General features: G+C 62.6%; 18 protein-coding genes and 1 pseudogene. 11 read left to right on the forward strand and 8 right to left on the reverse strand.

Annotation, left to right across the window (positions count from 1 at the left end; genetic code table 11):
- The first annotated feature begins 142 nt into the window (after nucleotides 1-142).
- From P6U29_RS27390 to P6U29_RS27415, 6 genes are all read left to right on the forward strand, one after another.
- The gene (locus P6U29_RS27390; RefSeq protein ID WP_407113238.1) at nucleotides 143-622 is read left to right on the forward strand and encodes an Lrp/AsnC family transcriptional regulator; all 480 of its coding nucleotides are present in this window, start codon (nucleotides 143-145) and stop codon (nucleotides 620-622) included.
- A gap of 132 nt (nucleotides 623-754) precedes the next feature.
- Nucleotides 755-1,246, forward strand: a complete 492-nt coding sequence (locus tag P6U29_RS27395; RefSeq protein ID WP_407113240.1) for a (2Fe-2S)-binding protein — start codon at nucleotides 755-757, stop codon at nucleotides 1,244-1,246.
- Nucleotides 1,243-2,259 carry an FAD binding domain-containing protein gene (locus P6U29_RS27400; RefSeq protein WP_407113241.1) on the forward strand — a complete coding sequence of 339 codons (1,017 nt, stop codon included), beginning with the start codon at nucleotides 1,243-1,245 and terminating at the stop codon, nucleotides 2,257-2,259. The genes P6U29_RS27395 and P6U29_RS27400 overlap by 4 nt, the downstream gene beginning before the upstream one ends.
- A gap of 7 nt (nucleotides 2,260-2,266) precedes the next feature.
- On the forward strand, nucleotides 2,267-4,462 hold the full coding sequence (locus tag P6U29_RS27405; RefSeq protein ID WP_407113243.1) for a xanthine dehydrogenase family protein molybdopterin-binding subunit: 2,196 nt from the start codon (nucleotides 2,267-2,269) through the stop codon (nucleotides 4,460-4,462).
- A 97-nt stretch (nucleotides 4,463-4,559) separates the two neighbouring features.
- On the forward strand, nucleotides 4,560-6,917 hold the full coding sequence (locus tag P6U29_RS27410; protein ID WP_407113244.1) for an Orn/Lys/Arg decarboxylase N-terminal domain-containing protein: 2,358 nt from the start codon (nucleotides 4,560-4,562) through the stop codon (nucleotides 6,915-6,917).
- A 6-nt stretch (nucleotides 6,918-6,923) separates the two neighbouring features.
- Nucleotides 6,924-7,499 carry a GNAT family N-acetyltransferase gene (locus tag P6U29_RS27415; RefSeq protein ID WP_407113246.1) on the forward strand — a complete coding sequence of 192 codons (576 nt, stop codon included), beginning with the start codon at nucleotides 6,924-6,926 and terminating at the stop codon, nucleotides 7,497-7,499.
- A 3-nt stretch (nucleotides 7,500-7,502) separates the two neighbouring features.
- Here P6U29_RS27415 and P6U29_RS27420 read toward each other — a convergent pair whose 3' ends face one another.
- Nucleotides 7,503-7,715, reverse strand: a complete 213-nt coding sequence (locus P6U29_RS27420) for a hypothetical protein (RefSeq protein WP_122404053.1) — start codon at nucleotides 7,713-7,715, stop codon at nucleotides 7,503-7,505.
- A gap of 180 nt (nucleotides 7,716-7,895) precedes the next feature.
- Nucleotides 7,896-8,945 (reverse strand): hydroxyacid dehydrogenase, encoded by a 1,050-nt coding sequence (locus P6U29_RS27425; protein WP_407113248.1) that lies wholly within the window; start codon nucleotides 8,943-8,945, stop codon nucleotides 7,896-7,898.
- A gap of 239 nt (nucleotides 8,946-9,184) precedes the next feature.
- On the opposite strand from P6U29_RS27425, the gene P6U29_RS27430 reads away from it, so the two are divergent.
- From P6U29_RS27430 to P6U29_RS27440, 3 genes are all read left to right on the forward strand, one after another.
- A complete protein-coding gene (locus P6U29_RS27430; protein ID WP_407113250.1) occupies nucleotides 9,185-9,751 on the forward strand; it encodes a thiamine pyrophosphate-binding protein in 567 nt (188 codons plus the stop codon).
- An 8-nt stretch (nucleotides 9,752-9,759) separates the two neighbouring features.
- The gene (locus P6U29_RS27435) at nucleotides 9,760-10,356 is read left to right on the forward strand and encodes a thiamine pyrophosphate-dependent enzyme (RefSeq protein WP_407113252.1); all 597 of its coding nucleotides are present in this window, start codon (nucleotides 9,760-9,762) and stop codon (nucleotides 10,354-10,356) included.
- Between the two features lie 76 nt (nucleotides 10,357-10,432).
- Complete coding sequence (locus P6U29_RS27440) at nucleotides 10,433-10,810, forward strand: VanZ family protein (RefSeq protein ID WP_407113254.1); 378 nt, start codon at nucleotides 10,433-10,435, stop codon at nucleotides 10,808-10,810.
- Nucleotides 10,811-10,852: 42 nt separating this feature from the next.
- On the opposite strand, the gene P6U29_RS27445 is transcribed toward P6U29_RS27440, so the two are convergent.
- The 6 genes and pseudogenes from P6U29_RS27445 to P6U29_RS27470 all read right to left on the reverse strand — a co-directional run bounded on the left by P6U29_RS27445 (nucleotide 10,853) and on the right by P6U29_RS27470 (nucleotide 18,266).
- Entirely contained in the window at nucleotides 10,853-11,236 is a 384-nt protein-coding gene (locus P6U29_RS27445; RefSeq protein WP_164936828.1) for a DUF1236 domain-containing protein, read from the reverse strand.
- 117 nt (nucleotides 11,237-11,353) lie between these two features.
- Complete coding sequence (locus tag P6U29_RS27450) at nucleotides 11,354-12,241, reverse strand: 2-hydroxy-3-oxopropionate reductase (protein ID WP_407113256.1); 888 nt, start codon at nucleotides 12,239-12,241, stop codon at nucleotides 11,354-11,356.
- Nucleotides 12,242-12,455: 214 nt separating this feature from the next.
- Nucleotides 12,456-13,241: a hydroxypyruvate isomerase gene (gene hyi / locus P6U29_RS27455; RefSeq protein WP_407113258.1), complete on the reverse strand. Its 786-nt coding sequence runs from the start codon at nucleotides 13,239-13,241 to the stop codon at nucleotides 12,456-12,458.
- Between the two features lie 11 nt (nucleotides 13,242-13,252).
- Nucleotides 13,253-15,043 (reverse strand): glyoxylate carboligase, encoded by a 1,791-nt coding sequence (gcl, locus tag P6U29_RS27460; RefSeq protein WP_407113260.1) that lies wholly within the window; start codon nucleotides 15,041-15,043, stop codon nucleotides 13,253-13,255.
- Nucleotides 15,044-15,195: 152 nt separating this feature from the next.
- Nucleotides 15,196-16,997 (reverse strand): annotated as a pseudogene (locus P6U29_RS27465) (adenine deaminase C-terminal domain-containing protein).
- A 267-nt stretch (nucleotides 16,998-17,264) separates the two neighbouring features.
- Nucleotides 17,265-18,266, reverse strand: a complete 1,002-nt coding sequence (locus P6U29_RS27470; RefSeq protein WP_407113262.1) for an ABC transporter substrate-binding protein — start codon at nucleotides 18,264-18,266, stop codon at nucleotides 17,265-17,267.
- A 687-nt stretch (nucleotides 18,267-18,953) separates the two neighbouring features.
- Here P6U29_RS27470 and P6U29_RS27475 point away from each other — a divergent pair.
- A complete protein-coding gene (locus tag P6U29_RS27475) occupies nucleotides 18,954-19,643 on the forward strand; it encodes a DUF1326 domain-containing protein (protein ID WP_407113263.1) in 690 nt (229 codons plus the stop codon).
- Nucleotides 19,644-20,360: 717 nt separating this feature from the next.
- Complete coding sequence (locus tag P6U29_RS27480) at nucleotides 20,361-22,151, forward strand: adenylate/guanylate cyclase domain-containing protein (protein ID WP_407113265.1); 1,791 nt, start codon at nucleotides 20,361-20,363, stop codon at nucleotides 22,149-22,151.
- The last annotated feature ends 313 nt before the right edge of the window (nucleotides 22,152-22,464 follow it).

Below are 22,464 nucleotides of genomic sequence, written 5' to 3' on the forward strand. Positions count from 1 at the left end.
TTGATCTCCCTCGCCAATGCGTTGATTCCATTGTTGATCGTAGCGAGAGGGTCGGTTTGGTTTCGTGCAAATATCCGCTAGTTTGGCTGCGCCCGCGCCGGTTTCCGGCGCGGAAACGTCCTTTGACGCTGGAAACGAAACCTTGGCCCTCGACCGGAAAGACCTTGCCATCCTCGCGGAACTCACGACCAATGCGCGAGCCAGCCACACCGACCTTGCCAACAAGGTCGGCCTGTCGAGCACGGCGCTAGCGCGGCGGCAGAAGGCGCTGGAGGACGACGGCTACATCCAGTCCTACCAGGCCGCGCTCGACCTCGCCCAGTTTGGTCTCACCACTACCGTGCTGGTTCGCATTGCGCTGGAGAGCCAGAGCGACGATGCACTGAAGGCGTTCGAGGCGGAGGTGGTGAAGTGTCCGTCCGTCGTGCGCTGCTTCCTGATGTCGGGGACCGACGACTACATCTTGATCGTGCTCGCCCGCGACATCCAGGATTTCGAGCGCATCCACCGGACCGAGCTGTCCCGCCTGCCCCGCGTCGCGCGGGTGCAGTCGAGCTTCGCGCTGCGCGAGATCGTCAACCGTGCCGTCCCGACCGTGGTGTTCGGCGAGGCGAAGCGCTGACCTCGTCGGGACCGCGAGACCCGGCCGGGAACCAAGCATCCCGTCATCCGTTGGGCGCTATTGGCCAGCGGCGGCAACCCATCCTCGCGTCAGCATCCTTGCCCAGCTCGGCCTCTCTGCAGGGAACAGAACATGGCCGATCTCACGGATCAAATCCCCGAACGCATTCCGATCAGTCTCGTCGTCAATGGCGCAAGTCGCACGCTCGAGGTCGCGCCGTGGACCACACTGCTGGATGCCCTGCGTGACCGTCTGGAGTTGACCGGCACCAAGAAGGGCTGCGATCACGGCCAATGCGGCGCCTGCACCGTGCTGGTCGACGGAAGACGGGTCAATTCCTGCCTGACCCTCGCCGTCATGAAGGATGGCGCTGAGATCACGACGATCGAAGGTTTGGCCAAGGACGGCACGCTGCATCCCCTGCAACAGGCCTTCATCGAGCATGATGCCTTTCAGTGCGGCTATTGCACGCCCGGACAGATTTGCTCTGCCGCGGGCCTGTTGGCCGAAGGTCGTGCGCGGGATGCCGACGAGATCCGGGAGCTGATGAGCGGAAATCTCTGCCGCTGCGGCGCTTACCCCAACATCGTGGCTGCGATCGAGCAGGCAATGAGCCGGTCATGAACAACGTCCAATATTCCCGCGCAAGCGACGTGCCCGACGCCATCCGCCTGCTCGCCACCGATCCAGGCGCAAAACTGATTGCCGGCGGCACCAACCTGATCGACCTGATGAAGGAGAATGTCGAACGGCCCTCCCGGCTGATCGACATTTCCCGCCTGCCGCTCCGCGACGTCGAGGAGACCGCGGACGGCGGCCTGCGCATCGGAGCCTTGGTGCCGAATTCGGACCTCGCCTACCATCCGCTAATCGAGCAGCGCTATCCCCTGCTCGCCAGCGCCATCCTGGCCGGCGCCTCCGCGCAACTGCGCAACATGGCCTCGGTCGGCGGCAACCTGATGCAACGAACGCGCTGCTCCTATTTCTATGACACGGCGACGCCCTGCAACAAGCGAAGCCCCGGCACCGGCTGCTCGGCCCTCGATGGCCTCAACCGTAACCACGCAATCCTCGGCACCAGCAAATCCTGCATCGCGACCAACCCGTCCGACATGAGCGTGGCGCTGGCCGCGCTCGGAGCGCTCGTGCACATCGCAGGCGCCAACGGTCAGCGCACCATCGCGCTGACCGATTTCCATCGGCTGCCGGACGACAAGCCCCATCTCGATACAAATCTCGGTAGCGGCGAGATCATTACCGCAATCGAGCTGCCGCCGCGCGGCTTTGCCCGGAACTACAGCTATCTGAAGATCCGCGACCGGCTGTCCTATGCCTTTGCCTTGGTTTCGGTCGCGGCCGCGCTCGAACTGGAGGGCAACGCAATCAGCGAAGCGCGCCTGGCGCTCGGCGGCGTGGCTCACAAGCCCTGGCGCAGCCTCGAGGCCGAAGCGGCTTTGCGCGGCCAGGCATCAACGCCGGATCATTTTGGGCGCGCTGCCGACCTGCTGCTGCAGGGAGCAACCGCTCGTTCGCAGAACGGCTTCAAGATAGAGCTCGCGCGCCGCGCCGTCGTGCGTACGCTGATGCAGGCCACAAGCGCCACGCCACAATCACAAGCTCACAAGAAGATCGCATGAGGGCCCGATGAACGCCTATGTCGGAACACCAACGTCGCGCGTCGACGGACGGGCCAAAGTCACCGGGGCCGCCAAATATGCCGGCGAATTCGCAGCAGACTACCTCCTCCATGGCTTCGTCGTCGCGGCCACCATTCCGCGCGGGCGCATCACCCGCCTCGACACCAGCGACGCGCTGAAGGTGAAGGGCGTGGTCGACGTGCTCACCCACGCGCATCGCCCGCCCCTCGCCGACAAGGACGAAGCCTGGAAAGACGAGGTGGCGCCGGAGAAGGGCACGCCGTTCCGCCCGCTCTATGACGACAGTATCAAGTTCAACGGCCAGCCGATCGCGCTGGTGGTGGCGGAGGATTGGGAAACCGCCAAGTTCGCCGCAACCCGTGTTCGCGTTGAATACGACCAGGAGGCGTTTGCGACCGATCTCGAATCCGAGCGCGGCAGAGCTGCCAAAGTGGATCAGCCGCACAAGTCGCGCGGTGACGCGGCAGGAGCGCTGACGCGGGCGGCCATCCATCACGAGGCGGACTATGTCATTCCGAGCGAGCATCACAACCCGATGGAGTTGTATGCGACGACGGCCGTCTGGGACGGCAACGGCAAGCTTACCGTCTATGACAAGACGCAGGGCGTCCAGAACGTCCAGAAGTTTCTCTGCAGCGTCTTGGGAAAGAAGCCGGACGACATCCGCGTGCTCTCGCCCTATGTCGGAGGCGCGTTCGGCTCAGGCTTGCGGCCGCAGCACCAGGTCGTCTTGGCAACGCTTGGCGCGCTTGCGCTGAAACGGTCTGTCCGAGTCGTCCTGACACGACAGCAGATGTACAGCCTGGGCTACCGGCCAATGACCATCGAGCACGTTGCGCTCGGCGCAAAGCCCGACGGCACGCTCGATGCCGTCACCCACGAAGCCATTGCTGTCACCTCGCGCTTTGAGGATTTCGCGCGCAACGATACCGGTTGGGGGGAGCAGCTGTACAAGAGCCCTAACAGCCGCCTCTCCCACAAGCTCGTCCACCTCGACCTCGCCACCCCCTGCGACATGCGCGCGCCGGGTGCGGCATCGGGCGTCTGCGCGCTCGAATGCGCCATGGACGAATTGGCCGTCGCGCTCAAGCTCGACCCGATCGAGCTGCGGCTGAAGTGCTACTCGGATCGCGACCAAAGCGAAGACCTGCCCTACACCAGCAAGCAGCTGCGTCAATGCTACGCCAAGGGCGCGGAAGCCTTCGGCTGGAACCGACGCAATCCCGCGCCGCGCTCCATGCGCGACGGCAAGGAGCTGGTCGGCTGGGGCATGGCGACAGGGGTGTGGGAGGCGCTGCAGATGCCGGTCGCCGTCCGCATCGTGCTGACCGCCAACGGCCATGCCGAGGTTTCCTGCGCCGCATCCGACATCGGCACCGGCACCTACACCATCGTGGCACAGGTAGCGGCCGATGCCCTCGGGCTGCCAATCGAGAACATCAGCGTCCGGCTCGCCGATTCGACCTTGCCGCAAGCACCCGTCGAGGGCGGCTCCTGGATGGCGGCCTCCAGCGCGCACGCGGTGTTGGGAGCGGCCGAAGACATTCGCCAGGAGCTGGCACGGCTCGCCAAGGCGATGCCAGGCTCGCCACTCGCTGACGTCGATGCCGCTAACGTCACCCTGATCGACGGCATGGTCGCCGGCAACGGAGCCGCCGTCTCGATTGCGGATGTCATGCGCCAGAGCAAGCTCGAGCGGATCGAAAAGCAGAAGCTCAACCAGTTCGTAGAAGACAAATCGCACGCCCGCAACACGCATTCGGCCGTCTTCGCCGAAGTGAAGGTCGACGAGGAGCTCGGGGTGATCCGCGTCACGCGGGTCGTGAGCGCGGTCGCGGCCGGACGCATCCTGAACACCAAGACCGGCCGCAGCCAGATCATGGGCGGCGTGGTCTGGGGCATCGGAATGGCGCTGCACGAGGAGACGGTGATGGATCACCGCTTCGGCCGCATCATGAACGCGAACATCGCCGAGTACCACATTCCCGTGAATGCCGACGTGCACGACATCGACGTCATCTTCGTCGACGAGCCCGACGACCAGATCAACAGGCTGGGCGTCAAGGGGCTGGGCGAGATCGGCATCGTCGGCGTGCCTGCTGCGATAGCGAACGCTGTTTATCATGCCACGGGCAAGCGCATCCGTCGCTTCCCGATCACGCTGGACAAGCTGCTGGGCTGAAGCCGCAGGCACGCGAACCTTCCCGCGGCTCTGGCCTGTCATCCAGCTGTCATCGAATGTGCCGAGAGCTGTACCTCTCGCACATTCGGGATCCGACATGGACTATTTCAAGCGCTTCAACTTCCTGTTCGCCGCACCTGTGTTCGACGCCGACGATCTCGAAGGCGTCCGCTTCAACCAGATCATCGAAGAGATCCAGCGCTCCGGCTTCGAGGTGGTCCGGGCCCGCAAGCTCGAGGATGCCGAGATGGCGGTGCAGACCGATGCCGCGATCGGCTGCATGGTGGTGGACTGGGGCAAGAAGGGGCTGGAGGGCAAAACCTCATCGCTGATCAATCTGATGCGCCGCCGGGGCCTCGACTTCCCGATCATCCTGCTGATCCGGCGCAAGCGGTTCGAGGATCTGCCGGTCGAAGTTCTCGATTTCATCGATGGCTATGTCTTCCTGTCCGAAGAGACGCCTCCATTCATCGCCAAGAACTTGATCAGCCGGCTGAAGCAATATGCCGAGACGCTGAAGACGCCGTTCTTCGGCGCGCTGGTCGACTACGCAGAGGAAGGCAACCAGCTCTGGACCTGTCCGGGCCACAATGGCGGCGTGTTCTACAACCGCAGCCCGATCGGGCGCGTGTTCGTCGAGCATCTCGGCGAATCCGTGTTCCGCGACGACCTCGACAACTCCGTGCTCGATCTCGGCGACCTCCTCACCCATGAGGGTCCGGCGCTGAGGGCGCAGAAGGAGGCCGCCCAGATCTTCGGCGCGGAAAAAACCTATTTCGTCCTCGACGGCACATCGACATCCAACAAGGTGGCGCTCGGGGCGCTGGTCACCGACGGCGATCTCGTGCTGTTCGATCGCAACAACCACAAGGCGGCCCATCACGGCGCACTGATGATAAATGGCGGCATTCCGGTCTACGTCCCGACGGTCCGCAATGCCTGGGGCCTGATCGGTCCGATGCGCTGGGATGCGCTCGAAGAAAAGGCCTTGCGCGAGGCGATCCGCAACCATCCTCTCGTGAAGGATCGCGATGCTTGGCGCAAGGAGCGGCCGTTCCGCGTCGCCGTCATCGAGCAGTGCACCTATGATGGCTCGATCCATAGCGCCGATATGATCATCAAACGCATCGGCCATCTCTGCGACTACATTCTGTTCGACGAAGCCTGGGCCGGCTTCATGAAGTTTCACCCGCTGTATACGGGCCGCTTCGCCATGGGTCTTGCGAACCTTGCCCCTGAGGCGCCTGGCATCATCGCGACGCAGTCGACTCACAAGCAACTCGCGAGCTTCTCGCAGGCCTCCCAGATCCACATCAAAGACCGTCACATCCGCGGCCAGAAGCGACGCGTCGAGCACCGCCGCTTCAACGAGAGCTTCATGCAGCATGCCTCGACGTCCCCCTTCTATCCGCTGTTCGCCTCGCTCGACGTCGGCGCGCAGATGATGAAGGGCCGCTCCGGCGAAGTGCTGTGGGACGACACGATCCGGCTTGGAATCGAGCTGCGCAAGAAGGTCCGTGCGATGCGCCGGGAATTCGAGGAGAAGGAGCAGAATCCGGACCGGCGCTGGTTCTTCGAACCCTTTGTTCCCGACCGTATCGCCATTCCCGATGTCAGCCGCCCCGGCGCCGCGCACAACGTCGCTTGGGAAACGCTGTCCACCGACGAACTCGCCACCAATCCCGCGCTATGGCAGCTCTCTCCTGATGCCAACTGGCACGGCTTCCCCGATCTCGCGGAAGCCTTTGCCATGACAGATCCGAACAAGCTGACCTTGCTCACGCCCGGGTTCGATCGTGCGACCGGCGCCTATGCCGAGCACGGCATCCCCGCGCCGGTCGTCGCGCAATATCTGCGCGAAAACCGCATTGTCCCCGAGAAGAACGACCTCAACTCCCTGCTCTTCCTGCTCACGCCCGGCGTCGAGGCGAGCAAGGCGGGCACGCTGATCTCGGGCCTCGTTGCGTTCAAGCGGCTGCATGACGACAATGCGCTGCTGGCCGACGCGATCCCGGAATTTTATCAGCGGCGGCAGGCGCGCTATGCCGGTGTGCGCCTGCGCGACCTCTGCGGCGACATGCACCGCTTCTTCCGTGCCGCCGATGTCAGCGCACTCCAGGCGCGGCAGTTCATGCCCGAGCACATGCCTGAGATCGCGATGTCGCCCCGCGATGCCGCGCGCTATCTGTTCCGGAATGATGTCGACTATCTGCCCATCGAGGCGATCGCCGGCCGCGTCGCCACCACGCCCTTCGTCGTCTATCCGCCTGGCATCGCCACCATTGTGCCCGGCGAGCGGCTGACGGAACGGGCCAAGCCCATGATCGACTATCTCAAGATGTTCGAGACCTGCTTCAACACGTTCCCGGGCTTCGACGTCGAGATCCAGGGCGTCTACAAGGAGGTCGATGCGAACGGACGCATCGGGCTCTACACTTACGTCGTTGCAGAGTAGGTGCCGATGAACGAAACAGCTGCGCGCGCGAGTGATGAACCGGTTCTGGTCAGGTCGTCACGCGAAAGCGATGTCGAGGCGATGCTGGCGATCTATCGCCATCATGTCCGTAATGGTGTGCCGCGCGATATCGAGGGAACCGGTGCGCCGGAGCCGGACGATCTGCGCGATCGGCGCAAGAACCTGAAGCAGACCCGGCTGCCGCATCTGGTCGCGACCTATCGCGGCGAGGTCGTCGGCTATGCCTATGCCGTGCTGTTCCGCAAGCGCCCGGCCTATCGCTACACGGCCAAGCACTCGATCTACGTCCACCACGCCCATCTCGGCCGCGGAGTCGGACGGCTGTTGCTCCAGGAATTGATTGACGCCTGCGCGGCGGCCGGCTTCCGCCAGTTGATCGGCTACATCGACGCCGACAACGCGCCCTCGCTGGCGCTGCACGAGAAATTCGGCTTCGCGCGCGCCGGCCTGCTTTACGGCGTTGCCTATCGCCACGGCCGCTGGGCCGACACGGTCATGGTGCAACGCTCGCTCGGCGCGGGGACGACGGCGCCTCCGCCCATCACGGCGCCCGGCCGATAGGCTTCACGACGGAAAGTCAGCCGGTCTCACCTGGATGCGGTCGGCATGCAGGGACCAGTGATGCAAGGCTTGATCCTTGCAAAACTTCGCCTTGGCCCGCTCTCTGGCTTCGTCCTCATCGGAGGCGTCGATCTCGAGCGTGCCCTGACACACCTCGATCTGCCGGCCATAGTCGCCGAGCACGTCCTTCATGAACCTGACGACATAAGTTGACATGGGACCTCCTACGCCCCCGTCAGCCCCGGCGGCACTCTAATCCCATTTAGGCCGGTCTGGGGAAGGAGATTTTGACGCGGATCAAGGTCGGGACGCGGTTTTTCTTCGCACCCTCGTTTCGGGGGCTCGCAGGGCCGAACCCGGAATCTCGAGATTCCGGGTTCGATTCTTCGCACTTCCCTATCCCGGCGTCACCCCGAATGCCTGCTTGAAGCGTTCCGCATAGCGCGGCCAGACTTCGGGATTGATGATGCGCGGCGGGCGCTTGCCGTCGAGCACGTCCAGCACCTGTTCGGCAGCGATGCGGCCCATGTTCTGGCGCGCTTCGATGGTGACGCCTGCCGTGTGCGGGCTCGCCAGCACGTTATCGAACTGGAGCAGAGGATGCTCCGGCGGCGGCGGCTCCTTGGACCAGACGTCGAGGCCGGCCCCCGCAATGCGCTTGTCGCGCAGCGCCTGGAGCAACGCGTCCTCATCGTGAATGAAGCCGCGCGCCGTCGTGATGAAGTAGGCATGCGGCTGCATCAGCGCAAATTCGCGCACGCTGATCATGTTGCGGCTGCTCTTGTTCAGCGGGCAGGAGATCGAGACGAAATCGGCGCGGCGCAGGAGCTCGTCGAGCTCGACCTTCTCCCCGCCCCGCTCGGCCATCACCTCGGCCGACAAATACGGGTCGTACGCCAGCACCTTCATGCCGAGCAGGCCCTTGCACAGTGCGGCGATGCGGCGGCCGACATTGCCGAGGCCGATAATGCCGACGGTCTTGTGCTCGACCTCGTTGCCGACGAGCTCGTTACGGTTGACGTCGCGCTCGCGGCGCAGGCGGCGATCCGACTGGATGATGCGCTTGGACAGCGTCAGCATCATCGCCAGCGCATGCTCGGCGACGGAATGGGCGTTGCCGCCGGACTGGTTGACGACCACGATGCCGGCGGCCGTGCAGGCCTCGACGTCGACCGGGTCGAAGCCGGCACCGTTGCTGGAAACGAGCAGCAAATTCGGCGTGCGCTTCAGGAAGGCGGCATCGACGTGGAAATGCGGGGCAAGCTCGTCACGGGCGGCGCCGACTTGGTAGACATGAGTGGCGCCGAGGAGCGGCGCATAGACGTCTTCGGGGCTGCTGTTCTCGATGCGATCGAGCCGGACGTCAGGCCGCGCCTTCAGGATCTCGATATAGATCGGATTGGCCAAGTAATTGGAGTAGACGACGCGCTTGCTGTTGACGGACATCAGGACCCTTCCGGCTCTTTCGAGAGAGATCCGCAAGGTCAGCGCGACGCGCGTCCGTCCGTGCCCCTCCCGTTTTCTGGTTAGACCGCTTATGCCATGGCGGCGCCGGTCGCGGCAGGCCATCTGGCGCAGATCACGGTACCGGCCCGAACATGTTGACAATCCCGCCCGCCGCGTCAAGTTCGGCAGACTGCCGCGACGGCCAAACAAGAAGCATGCGCGGCCCTAGGGAGAACGCAATGGCGATTGCGGAGCAACAGACCTCGCCCCAGGCGACACAGGGAGCCAACGACAGAAGCTGGCACGGCATCGTCCTGCAAACGCTGAAGCGGAACGCGGTCAGCCTCATCCCCTACGTGCCCGATCGCGTGCTGACGCCGCTGATCAAGAGCCTGCACGCCGATCCCTTCTTCACCACGTTCGCTACCGCCCGCGAGGAAGAGGCTGTCGGCATCGTCTCGGGCGCCTGGATGGGCGGACGGCGCGGCGCGGTGCTGATGCAGACCTCCGGCTTTGCCACGCTCGCCAACGTGCTCGCCTCCCTTGCAGTGCCCTACCAGATCCCGCTGATCATGTTCGTGTCCGAGCGCGGCACCCTCGGCGAGTTCAATTACGGCCAGTCATTGGTCTGCCGCACCATGCGCCCGGTGCTGGACTCGCTGGCGCTGGAGCACCACACCATCACCCGGCTCGACGAGCTCGAATTCATTGCCGACCGCTCGATCAAGCAGGCCGTCACCACGCAGGCGCCGGTGGCGCTGATCCTCAACCCGCTGCTCACGGGCGGCAAGGTCTTCGACAAGTGAGGCCGGCCATGAGCACACGCAACACCAAGATAATGAACCGCTTCGATGTGACTTCGCGCCTGATCGCAAAGCTCCAGCACGAAGAGGCCGTCATTGGCGGCATCGGCAACACCAATTTCGATCTCTGGGCCGCCGGTCACCGCCCGCAGAATTTCTACATGCTTGGCAGCATGGGTCTCGCCTTCCCGATCGGACTCGGCGTGGCGCTGGCGCAGCCCGACCGCCGCGTCTTCGCGCTCGAAGGCGACGGCTCACTGCTGATGCAACTCGGCGCACTCTCGACGATTGCAGCCCTGAAGCCGAAAAATCTCACGATGATCGTGATGGACAATGGCATCTACCAAATCACCGGCGCGCAGCCGACGCCAGCAGCGAACGTCGCTGACATCGTCGCGATCGCCATTGGCTCCGGTCTCACCAACAGCGCCTGGGCCGCGGACGAGGAGGATTTCGAGCGGCTGGTCGACGATGCGATGGCTGCCTCCGAGCCCAGCCTGATCGCCGTCAGGATCGACGATAAGCCGGGCGTGGGTACCACCCGCCGCGATCCCGTGCAGATCCGGGAGCGCTTCATGCATGGTCTCGGCGTACGCGAGCCACTTTAACATTTTGTCATTAACTACACATCGATCTGATGGCGGGACTATTCGGCGCGTTGCAAATCTGTGCTAAGCGAGCCGCATGTCCCTTTTGGTTCGTTCCTTTGCCTGGCTGCTCGCGGCCGCCGTCACATTCGCAACCCTCGGTCCACCGGGCCTGCGGCCCCATTCCGACCTCGGTCAGGACGGTGAACATGCGCTCGCCTTCATCCTGGTGGGACTGGCCTTCGGCCTTGCCTACCGGCGGCGGCGCCTGCTGACCGCAGCGGCTGCAGTGGTCCTGATCGGCGTGCTCGAACTGATGCAATTTTGGGCACCCGGCCGCCATGCGCGGCTCGAGGATTTTCTGGTCGACGCGCTCACCGCTTGCCTCGGCTTCGTGCTCGCGGCCGCCGCAGATTGGGCCGTCGCCTGGATTCGCGCCGATTCGGTCCTGACGAGCGAAGGCCCTGCGGAGTGACACTCCGCAGGGCTCAATTTATCAGCGTCTGGCTTGCGCAGATCAGTCGATGATCCTGACGACGCGGCGCGTGCGAGGTTCGACGATCACGCGACGATCGTTCACGACCGCGTAGCGATACTGGGTGTAGTTCGGCACCGGGCGCAGCACCACGGTGGGCGGCAACGGTTCGCCAACCACCACGCGCTCGCGGATCACCACGGAATCATCGCGCGGGATTCCGCCCAGAATCGCATTCGGAATTTCCAAACCTGCGCCAACGGCCGCACCGACGGTGCCGCCGACCATCGCGCCGACCGGGCCGCCGATGTCGCCGCCCGCACGCGCGCCTTCCGCAGCGCCTTGGGCGGTGGTCGATTGAGCAAAGGCTGCGCTCGACGCCAGCAGCGACGCAGCAGCCAACGTAATCGCAAGACGGGTTTTCATGTTCTTACGCCTCCAGTGATTGTTATGCAGCTTCAACCCGCGGGGCCGGAGCATTGTTCCGGTTCCCCCGCGACGAAAGATGCATCACGCATCTGGAGAGCGTTACCGAGTAACAGATCAGATAGCAGCGATCTCGTGGCCTGCCATCAGTTCCAACGCGCGCACCATCGCCGAATGATCCCAGGCCTTGCCGCCATGGGCGCTGCAGGACGAGAACAATTGCTGCGCCACTGCAGTGCTCGGCAGTGAGAGGCCGAGCGTCCGCGCGCCTTCGAGCGCAAGGTTGAGATCCTTCTGGTGCAGCTCGATGCGAAATCCCGGATCGAAATTGCGCTTCACCATGCGCTCGCCATGAACTTCGAGAATCCGCGACGAGGCGAAGCCGCCCATCAGCGCCTTGCGCACCAGCGCGGGGTTCGCACCAGCCTTGGATGCGAACAGAAGCGCTTCGCTCACCGCCTCGATCGTCAGCGCGACGATGATCTGGTTGGCGACCTTCGTCGTCTGCCCGTCGCCATTGGCACCGACATGCGTGACGTTCTTGCCCATCTTGTCGAAGATCGGCTTCATGGTGCCAAACGCCCGCTCCGGCCCGCCGACCATGATAGTGAGGCTCGCAGCTTTCGCCCCGACCTCCCCGCCCGAGACAGGCGCATCGAGATAGTCCGCACCGAGCGCCTCGATCTTCTTCGCGAACTCCTTCGTGGCCAGCGGCGAAATCGAGCTCATGTCGACCACGATCTTGTCCTTGGAAATACCGCTCGCGACCCCGTCCTTGCCGAACAGCACGGCTTCGACATGTGGCGTATCCGGCACCATGATGATGACGGCATCCGCCCCCTCGGCGACCTGCTTGGCCGATTTACAGGCGATGCCGCCGGCGGAAATCAGCTCCGGCGCGATCGGCGCGACATCATGCAGGAGAACGCGATGGCCCGCAGCCAGAAGATGGCCGGCCATCGGCCGTCCCATGGTGCCAAGTCCGATGAAGCCGATGTTGGTCATGTCAGTCGTTTTCCTCTGCAACAGTTCCGGGTAAGTCCATCCACGTGCTCGGTGTGCACCTCTTCCGCTTGCGGGAGAGGTCGGCACGCAGTGCCGGGTGAGGGCTCTTTCAGCGTTGGGATTGCCTCCGCAAGAGTCCCATCGCGGAGAGAACCCTCTCCCCAGCCCTCTCCCGCAAGCGGGAGAAGGAGTGCACCTTCGCCTGGGCTAGATGCTACGTCTCAAACGTCTGCGCCGCATGCCACGAAAGGCCTTCCAGCGTCGTGGTGCGCGGCTTGTATTCGCAGCCGATCCAGCCACGATAGCCGATCGCGTCGAGATGGCGGAACAGGAAGGGATAGTTGATCTCGCCGGTGCCCGGCTCATGCCGGCCGGGATTGTCGGCGAGTTGGATGTGCGCAATCTGCGGCAGATACTCCTGCATGGTGCGGGCGAGATCGCCCTCCATGATCTGCATGTGGTAGATGTCGTACTGGATGAAGAGGTTATTCGACCGCACTTCCGAGATCAGCTGCACCGCCTGCCGGGTGCCATTGAGGTAGAAGCTGGGAATGTCGAGCGTGTTGATCGGCTCGACCAGCAGCTTGATATTTTCCCGCGCCAGCGTCGAGGCGGCGAAGCGCAGGTTTCCGACCAGTGTCTCCTGAAGCTCGCGCGGATCGGCGTCGACAGGTGCGATGCCGACGAGGCAGTTGAGCTGGTCGCAGTCGAGCGCCTTGGCATAATCGATAGCGCGGAACACGCCATCGCGGAATTCGGCGGTGCGATCGGGCAGGATCGCGATGCCGCGCTCGCCGCCGGCCCAATTGCCGGCCGGCAAATTGTGGAGCACCTGGGTCAGCCCGTGCGCCTCGAGTTGCTCACGCAGCTGGGCCTTGTCGAAGTCATAGGGGAAGAGATATTCGACCCCGGCAAAGCCCGCCGCCTTCGCTGCTGCAAAGCGATCGAGGAACGGCATCTCGTTGAAGAGCATGGTGAGGTTGGCGGCGAATTTCAGCATGATGCTCTCCCCTATTCCGCCGGCTGCAGCACGCCGGGCCGCTTGGTCCCAACCTCGTCGAGCGGCAGGTCCAGCACCTCCTCGAACTCGACGATGTTGTCGATCTCGGTGCCCATCGCGATATTGGTGACGCGCTCGAGGATGAACTCGACCACCACGGGCACACGGTGCTTCGCCATCAATTCGCGCGCGGCGGCGAAGGCCGCCTGGGTGTCCTTGGGATCGGTGACGCGGATCGCCTTGCAGCCGAGACCTTCGGCCACCGCGACGTGGTCGACGCCGTAAACGCCGATCTCGGGCGCGTTGATGTTCTCGAAGGAGAGCTGGACGTGATAGTCCATGTCGAAGCCGCGCTGGGCCTGGCGGATCAGACCGAGATAGGAATTGTTCACGACGACGTGGATGTAGGGCAGATTGAACTGCGCGCCGACCGCGAGCTCCTCGATCAGGAACTGGAAGTCATAGTCGCCGGAGAGCGCGACGATCTCGCGCTCCGGGCACGCCGCACGCACGCCGAGCGCCGCCGGCAGCGTCCAGCCGAGCGGGCCAGCCTGCCCCGCATTGATCCAGTTGCGCGGCTTGTAGACGCCGAGGAATTGCGCGCCGGCGATTTGCGACAGGCCGATCACGGTGACATAGGTCGTGTCGCGGCCGAACGCCTTGTTCATTTCCTCATAGACGCGCTGCGGCTTGATCGGGACGTTGTCGAAGTGGCTCTTGCGCAGCATCGTCTTCTTGCGATCGCGGCAGGCCGCGGGCCACGCCTGGCGCTCGCGGAGCCTGCCTGACCGGCGCCACTCCCTGGCGACGGCAACGAAAAGCTCGAGCGCCGCCTTCGCATCCGAGACGATGCCGAGATCGGGATTGAACACACGCCCGATCTGGGTTGGCTCGATGTCCACGTGAACGAATTTGCGGCCCTTGGTGTAGGTCTCGACCGAGCCGGTGTGACGGTTGGCCCAGCGGTTGCCGATGCCGAGCACGAAGTCGGATTCGAGCAGCGTGGCATTGCCGTAGCGGTGGCTGGTCTGGAGCCCGACCATGCCGGCCATCAGCACGTGGTCGTCGGGGATCGCGCCCCATCCCATCAGCGTCGGGACAACAGGCACGTTGGCGATCTCGGCGAATTCGACCAGAAGGTCGGAGGCATCGGCGTTGATGATGCCACCGCCCGCAACGATCAGCGGCCGCTCGGCGGCGTTGAGCATCTCCAGCGCCTTCTCGACCTGCTTGCGCGTCGCGGTCGGCTTGTAGACCGGCAGCGGCTCATAGGTCTCGTCGTCGAACTCGATCTCGGCAAGCTGCACGTCGAGCGGCATGTCGATCAACACCGGGCCAGGGCGGCCAGAGCGCATGACATGGAAGGCCTGGCTGAACACCCGCGGCACCAGCGCCGGCTCACGCACCGTCACCGCCCATTTGGTCACGGGCTTTGCGATCGACTCGATGTCGACGGCCTGGAAGTCTTCCTTGTAGAGCCGCGCGCGCGGCGCCTGACCGGTGATGCAAAGGATCGGAATGGAATCGGCGATCGCCGAATAGAGCCCGGTGATCATGTCGGTGCCGGCCGGCCCCGACGTGCCGATACAGACGCCGATATTTCCGGCCTTCGCCCGCGTATAGCCCTCGGCCATGTGCGAGGCGCCCTCGACATGCCGCGCCAGGATGTGGCGGATCGAGCCGCGCTTCTTCAGCGCCGAATAGAGCGGATTGATCGCGGCCCCGGGAACACCGAAGGCGGTCGAAATGCCTTCCTTCTCCAGGATACGCACGGCCGCATCGACAGCTCGCATCTTCGCCATATCGGACCTCGCTCGGTTGCGTTAGTGAGCGAGATCATCAAATGCGCGGAAGCCGATCTCAACGAGATCGATTTTATTTTCCACGATGTGGCAGCCGTGGAAAAATCGTGGGTGTCTCAATCGGTTAGATCGAGATATGCGTGAAAGCCGCTTCACTCGAACAGCGAGGTCAGTTCCATTTGCGGCACCAGCACGAGGCCCTTGTCGGTGATGCGAATTTCCGGAATGACCGATAGGGGAATCAAATTGAAGCCATGTAAGGGATGGTGCAGCCGGCCTCGGCCCATTCCGTCTTCAGCGCCTTGACTTCCTCGGCAACTTCCGTGACGCGCTTGTCGGACAGGAGCCCTGCGATCGGCAGCGGCACGAGCGCCCTCAGCTTGCCGTCGGCCACGACACAGACGCCACCCTGCCGCTCCTTGAGCGCGGCGATGGCCACCTGCATGTCGCCCTCGTTGGTGCCGGCGACGATGATGTTGTGGCTGTCGTGCCCGACACTGGAGGCAACCGCGCCGCGCTTCAGGCCGAAATCCTTCAGCAGGCCATAGGCGACGTTGCCCGCCGATTTGCCATGGCGCTCGACCACCGTGACGAAGCAGAGGCCGTAGCGCGCGAACAGCGACGGCCAATCCTTTGCGGGTTCGATCGCCACCTTCTCGTGGATCAAGGTGATGCCGGGCAACGCCGTCTTGATGGCGTTGATGGTGCAGGCCTTCGCGGGCAGTTCCGGCGTCAACTTCATCTTCTCCGGCAGCTTCACTGTCGCATAAGCCGCTTTCGGATATTGATAGCGCTGCGACAGTGCTTGATCGAGACGCGGCGTGATCTTGCCATGCTCGACCACGAGCTCGCCGCCATACCAGGTGCATTGCGGCTTGAGCTGATCGTCCATCAACACGAGATCGGCGCGGCGGCCGCCGCCGAGGCCGCCGATATCGCCCTCCATACCGAAGCGCGTCGCGCCATGCAGCGAGCCCATCGACCACGCCTGCTCCGGCGACATCCCCGCCTTCACCGCCTCGCGGACCACCCAGTCGAGGCCGAACAGCAGCAGATCGTCGGCGTCGCGGTCGTCGGTGCACACCGCCGTGCGCTTGTGCGAGGCGCCGAGTTCTGTGATCGTCCGGATCGCTTGCGGTAGTGAATGCCAGGGCGTGGTCGGCGGGCCGCCGCGCAAGAACACCCAGACGCCGGCATCGAGCAGATCATCGGCAATGTCGCGGTCGATCGCCTCATGCGTGTCGGTGACGCCGGATGCCGCATAAGCCGCGACGAATTCGCGGCCATACACGTGACCGGACACCGGACGTCCTCTCTTCAAGGCGGCCGCGAGGATGGCGTGGCTGCGCTCGTCGCCCATCGTGACAGGCACGAAATCCATCTTCTCGCCAAGTGCCACCGCTTCGGGCCAGCGATCGAACAGGCCGGCAATCTTGTCCGGCGTGAGATCGCCGCCCGCCGTTTCCAGCTCGGCCGACGTGGCTGGCACCGTGCTCGGCACCGTCAGGAAAATCGAGAGCGGCGCCTCGCGCGCGTCCTCCAGCATCGCCTCGACGCCGGCGACATCCATGACGTTGCCGATCTCGTGGCTGTCGCAGAAGATCGTCGTGGTGCCGTTCAGCAGCGCGGCCTCGGCATAGGCGCAGGCCGTGACCATCGAGGACTCAATATGGATGTGCGGATCGACCAGCCCCGGCGCGATGATGCCGCCGGCGGCGTCGTAAGTCGCGACCTCGCTCCATGCCTTCCGGGCTGTTCCGGACGGCTTCACCGCCGCGATGCGGCCGCCCGTGATCCAGACCTCTCGCCCCGGATGGATGCGCTCCGAATAGGTCGAGAGCACCCGTGCGCCGGTGACGACCAGATCCGGCGCGGCGCGTGCGGATGCGACATCGGCGAGACGTCGCGTCATGCTGTGCAGCGGCGCGACGGAGAAACGGTTGAGCTTGGTCATCGGGGCTCTCGCGTGGGAATGGACAGCCCGTCGATGGTTGCCGCCGATGGCCTCGGGGGCAATTCAAATAATACGGCACCCGTGCTTACGCATTGGGCAGACGCGCCTCGCCTTCTAATTTCCGCTAAGGCATATCCTTATAAATCATGCGCTTAGTTTGGGCGCTCCAGATGTCCGCTCGTCCCACAACATGGCACAAACCGCAGACATCAATGAAGGTCGCCGACGGGCCATCTCCGGACTCATGCACCGCAGCAAACAGCGTCTCTATTCAATCACCTCGTCGGCGCGGGCGAGCAGCGTCGGCGGCACCGTGAGGCCGAGTGCCTTGGCGGTCTTGAGGTTCACCACCAGTTCGAACTTGATTGGTTGTTCGACCGGCAGGTCGGCAGGATTCGCACCCTTGAAAATCTTATCAGCAAAGCTCGCGGCGCGACGATATAGATCGAGAAGATCTGCTCCGTAGCTTAGAAGGAAACCCGCCGCCGCCAAATCTTTCGCGACCGCTGCGGATGGCAGCCGATTCCTTGCAGCCATTTCTGCAATCTCGCCGCGGTACTCATGCAGTACGCTATCTCCCTGCACGACGAACGCCTGCGCGTCCTCCTTCGTCATTGTCGCGAACGCCTGCTCAAGTGTGTCCACTCCACGTACTTCAACCGGAATTGTGGTCAGCCCGAGCGTCCGAGCGGTCTCCGTCATCGCCGCCTGCCGGCTTCGATTGACCGCAACGTCCGGATTCCACATGATGCCTAGACGCGACAGGTTCGGTATCACTTCCTTCAACAACTCAAACCGCTTGCCCAAAATCTCGCCGCCCGCATCGGCGGCTAGTCCGGTGACATTACCTCCGGGACGCGCCAGACTGGCGACCAGCCTGGTACCGACAGGCTCGATTGTGGCGACCATGATGATCGGGAGGGTCCTGGTCGCCGTCATGGTAGCAACCGTGGCCGGATTGAACGCAGCGAAGATGACGTCCACGCCGAGCCGGACCAGGTCCGCTGCAAGCGCAGGCAGCCGGTCCATCTCGCCGTTGGCGAAGCGGTACTCGATGGTGACGTTCTCGCCAACGCGGTAGCCCAACCTTCGCAGGCCATCTTCGAATGCTTCGATGAAAGGGAGCGCTCGCTGACGGGAAGCGATCCCGAGGAAACCCACCCGGTAGACCCGCCCTGCCGGTTGCTGCGCACGCACGGCCAACGGCCACGTCGCCACCGTGCCGCCTAGAAGCGTGATGAACTCGCGCCGCTGCATGTGCGAAGACATGAACTCGTCCAGTGCTTAAAGCCTAGCACTTTGAGAATTGGCCGCGAGTGAGAAATGGCACCCAACTGGCTTTAGACATTTATCAGGCTCGATGCCTCAGTTGGTCAAACGGCGACTTCGCACCTGCATTGGGGCTGGTCCGGTCTACCCCGCAGACCGGACGCCATGGTCGCTCACGCCAAGGTCAGCGTCGGGCCAAGAGCAGACAATCGAGCCGTGCACAGTGGCACGCGGCTCGTTTCCTAACACCTGCGTGCGCCAAGTTTGCAGGCCCAACGGCAAGCCGGCCTTCCAGTTTTCGCACCAATTACTACGACGTGTTTCCAATCGCACGGTAATGCTGCCGCCGCCAAGATCGGGTTCGGAGGAACTCCGTCGACCGACGCTGCGTTTACATCAGTCGTACGTCCACTGGAGGGAGGAAATTATGCCTAATATCAGGCACATCCTGTTGGGCGCCGTTACCATCATTGCGGTATCGACCTTCTTCGCCTTCGTCGGCCTCGCCCAGCAAGAGCAATCCCGCTGATGGACATGAGCACAATGTCGACCAGGATGATGGTGGTGACGGGGATTTAGCACCTGGCCATCGTCATCTTCGCGCTGCTTGGGATGGCGGCATCCCTAAAGTATCGGCGCTCCTAAGCGCAATTGCGAATGACAGAGGCTAAAGGGAGGATCGGCGCGATGGCTGATCAATGGCTATTCAAGAGCGAGACTTATGATAACTGCAATTGCGCTATGAATTGTGGTTGCCAGTTCAACTTGCCGAGTACCCACGGCTATTGTCAGTCGGCCTTCGTCGGCACCATCGTCGGAGGCCACTTCAACGACAGGCCGTTCTCAGGCTTGAACTGGGCGGCGCTGTACAAGTGGCCCGGCGAAATCAAGGATGGAAAAGGCCGGCGCCAGATCGTTATCGACGAGCGTGCGGATGAAGCTCAACGGATCGCGCTTGAAACGATCATCTCAGGCCAGGCATGCGAACCGTTGAGCAATCTTTTCGCCGTATTCGCGTCCACATGCTCAGAATTTTGCGAGACGTTGTTCCTGCCGATCAATCTCGAAGCGGACTTGGAACTCAGAACCGCAAGAGTAGAAATACCCGGCGTCATGCGGAGTAGCGGCGGGCCGATGATCAACGAGTTTACTGGTCAACCATTCCACATTGCGCTGGCGCGTCCTAGTGGCAGTTTCGAATTTACCTACGCAGAAATCGGGCTAGGTACCACATCGGTCACGGGTGACATGGAAATGGCGTTCGAAGATTCATGGGCGCACTTTTGTGTTCACCACTTCAATCAGGATGGCTTGGTTCGAGAAAGATCGAGGCTCACAGCATGGCTTGGAGGCATGAGTCCGCGTTCCCGTGAATGACGGCTTTGGGTCAAAATGCGAAGAACTCAGGATGAGCAAATTTAGTCCGCCAGGCCCCAACGAGCGGACCTGCGTCGGGTGGGGCGTTATTTCGCTAATGGGGATCTCTACAAGCCGATCGTGGTGGCTCTCCAAAACCTATCCATCGCTGAGCAATGCTCTCTGGACTTCGGCCCCAGGAAGCCTATCACCGACCTGAAATCGAATGCCTTTGTGCTATCTGCATGCTGTAGGGACTCAAGAAAGCCGGTTGATAAAGCGGCACGTTCTCGAGCAGAGCCATTTTCGAGCGCTCGTTCGCAGAGTTCAAAGACTGAGTGTATTGTGCTGTTTGGTAGTCGATTGAAATGCTCGACAAGAGCCTCTGCTAATGCGGTACCCACGAGGGTTACAGGCACCACTTCGGGCGACCATTCGGCCTTTAGCTTAGCGAGCACCTCTTTCAATTGAGGTGCAAGACCAGCAATTCTCTCAAGATATCTCTCATCCGTGGGCATGCGGCCAATATGTCGGACACGAATGATGTAGGCAATGGGTCAAAATCGGCGGTCCAGACCGCTGCAATCAGTTTCCGCTCCACACCTGACAGCCGACGCCCCAACGAGCATTCCGCTGGGCAGCGATGGACCAATAACCGACATCAGGATTGGGCATCGTCGAAACCCGTTGGCCCCTGGTCTGATCGTACAGAATATGCGACAGGTTGGATTGCGGGCCATGGTGCAGGAGCGGCCAGTCCGGGTCGAGCGCAGGTTGTCGGCCATATTGGCCGCCGACGTGGCTGGCTACTCACGGCTGATGCACAATGACGAAGAGGCTACGCATTCCAAAGTGACAGCGCTCCTGACGGATGCTGTGGCCCCGGCAATAGCCGAACACGGCGGCCGTATTGTCAAATATACCGGCGACGGGTTCTTAGCCGAGTTTCCAAGCGCGGTCGAAGCGGTTCGCGCCGCCGTACAATTCCAGAGCCGCATCAACGAAATTGGTACCGGCGATGTGCAAGACAGGCGCATTGCGTTCCGCGTGGGGATCAATATCGGCGACGTAATTGTTGAGCCGCATGACATCTTTGGCGACGGCGTAAATATTGCGGCGCGGCTTGAGGGCATTGCAGAACCTGGCGGTATCTGCATTTCTTCTTCCGCCTACGATCATGTCCTGGGCAAAGTTGGCGTTGAGTTCGCTGATCTGGGCGAGCAGACCCTCAAGAATATCGACCGCCCCGTGCGGGCCTATGCAGTGGTTCGGGATGGGTCCAGCGCGGCAACACAGGCTGACGGGGCGAGGCTAGGCTCGCTTTCACCCTCTCGTCTTTCCATCGTTGTGCTGCCTTTCGCCAACCTCAGCGGCGACCCCGAGCAAGAGTACTTCGTGGATGGGGTGACCGAGAGCCTGACCACGGACTTGTCGCGCATCAATGGCGCGTTCGTGATCGCGCGCAACACCGCGTTTACCTTCGAGAGCAAAGCCGTTGACATAAAGAAGCTCGGACGTGAGCTGAATGTCCGCTACGTGCTGGAGGGCTCGGTACAGCGTGCTGGCAACCGCCTGCGCGTGAACGTGCAGTTGATTGATGCCGAAAGCGGCAACCACCTTTGGGCCGAGCGATTTGATAAGCCCGTTGCGGATCTTTTTGACATGCAGGACGAAATCGTATCGAGGCTCGCCAACGCGCTCGATGCCGAACTCATTGCTGCCGAGGCACGGCGAGCCGAGCGCTCAACGCATCCAGACGCCATGGATTTGTGTTTCCAAGGGCGCCATTCGTTGAACAAGGGACGTATGCCCGAAAACTTGGCACAAGCTCACTGTTTTTTTGAACGAGCCTTAGCGCTCGATCCGGAGAACGTCGAAGCGCTGGTTGGGAAAGCGGTCATCGATCTAACAACCGCTACCGCCTTCATGGTCGATGACCGCGACGCGCGCTTTGCGGCGGCGGAGGTGACGTTGAACAAGATATTGTCGATAGCTCCGCGTCATGCACGGGCTCATGGGTTATTTGGCTTGGTGCAATTGTTCACAAGGCGCGCAGAGCAAGCGATTGGAGAATTTGAGCAGGCGCTGGCGCATGATCGCAATCTCGCCACTGCCCATGCGATGATCGGATTTGCGAAGGTCTTTATTGGTCGAGGCGCGGAAAGCGAACCTCACTTCCAGCAAGCGTTCCGGCTTTCTCCCCGCGACAGCAGTGCGTACCGGTGGATGCACTGCCTTGGCGTCACCAAATTGATCCTCGGCGCCGACGCCGAGGCGGTCGATTGGCTGCGCCGGTCCCTTGAAGCTAATCGGAATTACCCCATCGTACATTTTCAGCTCGCTGCCGCCCTGGCGCTCGTGGGGGCGCTGGATGAGGCGCGGGCCGCTGTGCGCGCGGGACTTGCGCTAGATCCGGCCTTCACCATACGCCGGACGCGAGGGCTCATACTAAGCAACGATCCAACATTTCGTGCCGGAAGCAACCGTATCCGCGATGGCATGCTGATGGCCGGGGTGCCGGAGGGGTGATGTCGGCTACGGTCTTGGTTGTATGAAAACGCCAAGACGCTTGAACACGATGGAAGAAGTTATTCATCCAAGACCGCTCTAGCGCGCAAGTTCGCAAGCGCTCTCAACTTAGACGACAAACTGAAGAATGAAATTCTAGTCGCGTTTCGATCCTTCGCGTTTTCACACAGCCAGGGTCAAAGCGCGAAGAACTCAATCCGAGCAAAGCTAGTCCGGAATACCTCGCTCAGCGGACTTCAATTGGATGGCCCGCCACTTCGCTGATGGGGCAGAAGGCGGTCCTCGTAAAGATGCCGCCCCGGGCCTTCGCAAG

It is taken from the genome of Bradyrhizobium sp. LMG 9283, assembly GCF_045571415.1.
In the GTDB taxonomy this organism is placed as follows: Bacteria; Pseudomonadota; Alphaproteobacteria; order Rhizobiales; family Xanthobacteraceae; genus Bradyrhizobium.